This is a genomic window from Piscinibacter sp. (assembly GCF_050175855.1).
GTDB lineage: Bacteria > Pseudomonadota > Gammaproteobacteria > Burkholderiales > Burkholderiaceae_C > Piscinibacter.
In genome coordinates this window covers 1-3,007 of the sequence record NZ_JBFXIO010000511.1, presented here as the reverse complement: position 1 = coordinate 3,007, position 3,007 = coordinate 1, and the positions used below count along the sequence as shown (strand labels likewise).

Genomic DNA, 3,007 nt, shown 5'->3' with positions numbered 1-3,007 from the left:
TGGCCACCACCATGTCGATGATGAGGAAGGGAATGAAGATCAGGAAGCCGATCTGGAACGCGCTCTTGAGCTCGCTGGTCACGAAGGCCGGCACCAGCACCTTGAACGGCGCCTCGGCCGCCGGCGTGGCCGCATCGATCTTGGCCAGGCGCGAGAACAGCATCACGTCGGACTGCCGCGTCTGCTTGAGCATGAACTCGCGCATCGGCTTCTCGCCGCGCTTGAGCGCCTCGTCGAAGGGGATCTTGTTCTCCGAGTAGGGCTGCCAGGCCTCGGCGTAGACCTTGTCGATGGTCGGGCCCATCACGAAGAAGGTCAGGAACAGCGACAGGCCGACGATCACCTGGTTCGGTGGCGCCGCCTGCGTGCCCAGCGCCTGGCGCAGCAGGCCCAGCACGATGACGATGCGGGTGAAGCCGGTCATCATCAGCAGCACGGCCGGCAGGAAGCTCAGCGTGGTGAAGAACAGCAGCGTCTGGATCGGCACCGAGTAGCTGGTGCCGCCAGCAGCCTGGCCCACCACCAGCGGCAGCGTCGGGCCGCCGGCCTGCTGGGCTAAAGCCGCTGCAGGAACGGCCGATAGTGCCGTCAGGGCGAGAAGCCGGCCCGCATGGCGAAGCTCAGCGCGCATCGGGGCCTCCATCGGCCTTGTTGAACTTCGCCAGCAGGCCGGCGAAGGCCGGGCCGGCGGCCGCTGCGGGCAGTACGGCGCCCTCGATGGGCGCCATGGTGTGCAGCGTGGTGATGCTGGCCGGCGTGACGCCCAGCACCAGCCACTGGCGCGATTCGCCCGCACCCACCTCGACGGTGACGATGCGCTGGTTCGCCGACAGCGGCAGCACGGCCACGCTCTTCATCAGCGTACCGCTGCCCGCGCCACCCACCGGCGTGCGCTTGAGCAGCCACAGCGCGGCCGGGATCATCGCCAGGATGGCGACGAACCACAGCAGCGAAGTCATGAGCGAGGAATTCATCTCAACCCTTGGACAGGCGGCGCATGCGCTCGCTCGGCGTGACGATGTCGGTCAGGCGGATGCCGAACTTGTCGTTGACCACCACCACCTCGCCCTGGGCGATCAGGTAGCCGTTGACCAGCACGTCCATCGGCTCGCCGGCCAGCGCGTCGAGCTCCACCACCGAGCCCTGGGCGAGCTGCAGGATGTGCTTGATCGGGATGCGCGTGCGGCCCAGCTCCACGGTGAGCTGCACCGGGATGTCCAGGATCATGTTGATGTCGTTGCCCGCGCTCGTCGCCGTGGTCGGCGAGAAGTTGGTGAACGACGCCGGCGCCACCTGCTCGGGCTGCACCTCGGAAGCGGTCTCCGCGGGCTTGGCCTCGGCCAGCGCGGCGGCCCACTCGGCGGCCATCGCGTCCTGTTCGGCGGCGGGGTTGTCAGCTGACATGGTTCTCTCCCAGCCAGGTCAGGTTCGACCCGGTCAACGTGCGTTCGATCTTCAATGCGTACTTGCCGGCGCTGGTGCCGTACTGGCACTCGAACACCGGCACGCCGACCACCTTCACCTGGATGTTCTTCTCCAGGTCGAGCTCGATGAAGTCGCCCGGCTTGAAGGCCAGCAGCTGCTCCACGGTGGCGTCGGCATGGGCCAGCTCGGCCACCAGCTCCACCTCGGCGGCCTGGATCTGGTTCTTCAGCAGGTTCACCCAGCGGCGGTCGGGCTCGTTGGAGTCGCCCTGCATCGTCGAGTACAGGACGTCGCGGATCGGTTCCAGCGTCGAGTACGGGATGCAGAAGTGGATGGTGCCGCTGGTGTCGCCGATCTCCAGCGTGAACGAGGTGGCCACGACGATCTCGCTGGGCGTGGCGATGTTGGCGAACTGCGGCTGCATCTCCGAGCGCTGGTAGTCCAGCTCGAGCGGATAGATGCCCTGCCAGGCCTTCTTGTATTCGGCGATGATCACCTCGACCAGCCGCGTGATGATGCGCTGCTCGGTGGGCGAGAAGTCGCGGCCCTCGATGCGCGTGTGGAACTTGCCGGCGCCGCCGAACAGGGCGTCGATCACCGCGAACACCAGCGTCGGGTCGCAGACGATCAGGCCCGAGCCGCGCAGCGGCTTGACGCTGACGATGTTGAAGTTCGTCGGCACCACGATCTCGCGCAGGAAGGCGCTGTACTTCTGCACCTTGATGCCGCCGATGGCGATCTCCGGGCTCTTGCGGATGAAGTTGAACAGCCCGATGCGGATGTTGCGCGCGAACCGCTCGTTGATGATCTCCATCGTGGGCATGCGCCCACGGACGATGCGTTCCTGGCTCGACAGGTCGTAGGTGCGAATGCCGCCCGAAGGCGCTTCCTCCTGCTCGAGCTTCTGGCTCTCGCCGGTGATGCCCTGCAACAGGGCATCGACCTCGTCCTGCGAAAGGATCTGCTGATTCATCTCACTGGATGATGAAGTTCGAGAAGTGGACGTGCCTGACCGGGTTGTCCGCGGCCGGCGCCTTCTTCTTCTTTTTCTTCTTCGGCTTGGCGTCCTCGTCGGTCGCCTCTTCGTCGGCTTCGGGCGGCTCGATCTCGATGCCCAGCGGACGCACGGTCTCGCGCATGATCTCGTCGGCCAGCGCCTCCTTGCCCTTGCGCTCCAGCAGCTCGGCCGAGGTCTTGTGCGCCAGCACCATCAGGATGCCGTTGCGGATCGCTGGCATGTAGGCCTTGAGCTCGTCGGCGGTCTTGGCATCGTCGAGCTCCAGCGTCACGCCGATCTGCGCGTAGCGATCGACTTCCTTGTCGGCCAGGTTGACGATGAACGGTTCCAGCGGCAGGAAGGCCGGCGGCGCGCCGTGCTCCTTCTTGCCGGCCTTCTTCACCGGCTCGCCGTCCTCGCCCTCGGCTTCGGCCGCGGCGGCCGCCTCGGCCGCCTTCTTCTTCATCATGAACACGGCGCCGCCCCCACCCACGCCGGCCAGCAGCAGCACGGCGGCGAGGATGATGATCAGCTTCTTCTTGCCCGTCGGGGGCGCGGCGGCTTCGGCATCGGGTGCGGCAGCGG

General features: G+C 66.7%; 5 protein-coding genes. All 5 read right to left on the bottom strand.

What is annotated here, in order from left to right; translation table 11 throughout:
* Positions 1-631 (bottom strand): flagellar type III secretion system pore protein FliP (locus AB7U92_RS24820; RefSeq protein WP_428583161.1); only part of this gene is annotated, 631 nt, incomplete at its 3' end.
* Positions 621-959 carry a FliO/MopB family protein gene (locus AB7U92_RS24815; protein ID WP_428583159.1) on the bottom strand — a complete coding sequence of 113 codons (339 nt, stop codon included), beginning with the start codon at positions 957-959 and terminating at the stop codon, positions 621-623. The genes AB7U92_RS24815 and AB7U92_RS24820, both read right to left, overlap by 11 nt.
* 16 nt (positions 960-975) lie before the next feature.
* Positions 976-1,404, bottom strand: a complete 429-nt coding sequence (gene fliN, locus AB7U92_RS24810) for a flagellar motor switch protein FliN (protein WP_428583157.1) — start codon at positions 1,402-1,404, stop codon at positions 976-978.
* A complete protein-coding gene (fliM, locus tag AB7U92_RS24805) occupies positions 1,394-2,398 on the bottom strand; it encodes a flagellar motor switch protein FliM (RefSeq protein ID WP_428583155.1) in 1,005 nt (334 codons plus the stop codon). Before fliM ends, fliN begins: the two co-directional genes overlap by 11 nt.
* Position 2,399: 1 nt before the next feature.
* Positions 2,400-3,007 (bottom strand): flagellar basal body-associated FliL family protein (locus tag AB7U92_RS24800; protein WP_428583153.1); only part of this gene is annotated, 608 nt, incomplete at its 5' end.

Coding starts and splice junctions, on each gene's coding strand:
- AB7U92_RS24815 (WP_428583159.1), bottom strand. CDS start 959: ATGACTTCGCTGCTGTGGTTCGTCGCCATCCTGGCGATGATCCCGGCC.
- fliN (WP_428583157.1), bottom strand. CDS start 1,404: ATGTCAGCTGACAACCCCGCCGCCGAACAGGACGCGATGGCCGCCGAG.
- fliM (WP_428583155.1), bottom strand. CDS start 2,398: ATGAATCAGCAGATCCTTTCGCAGGACGAGGTCGATGCCCTGTTGCAG.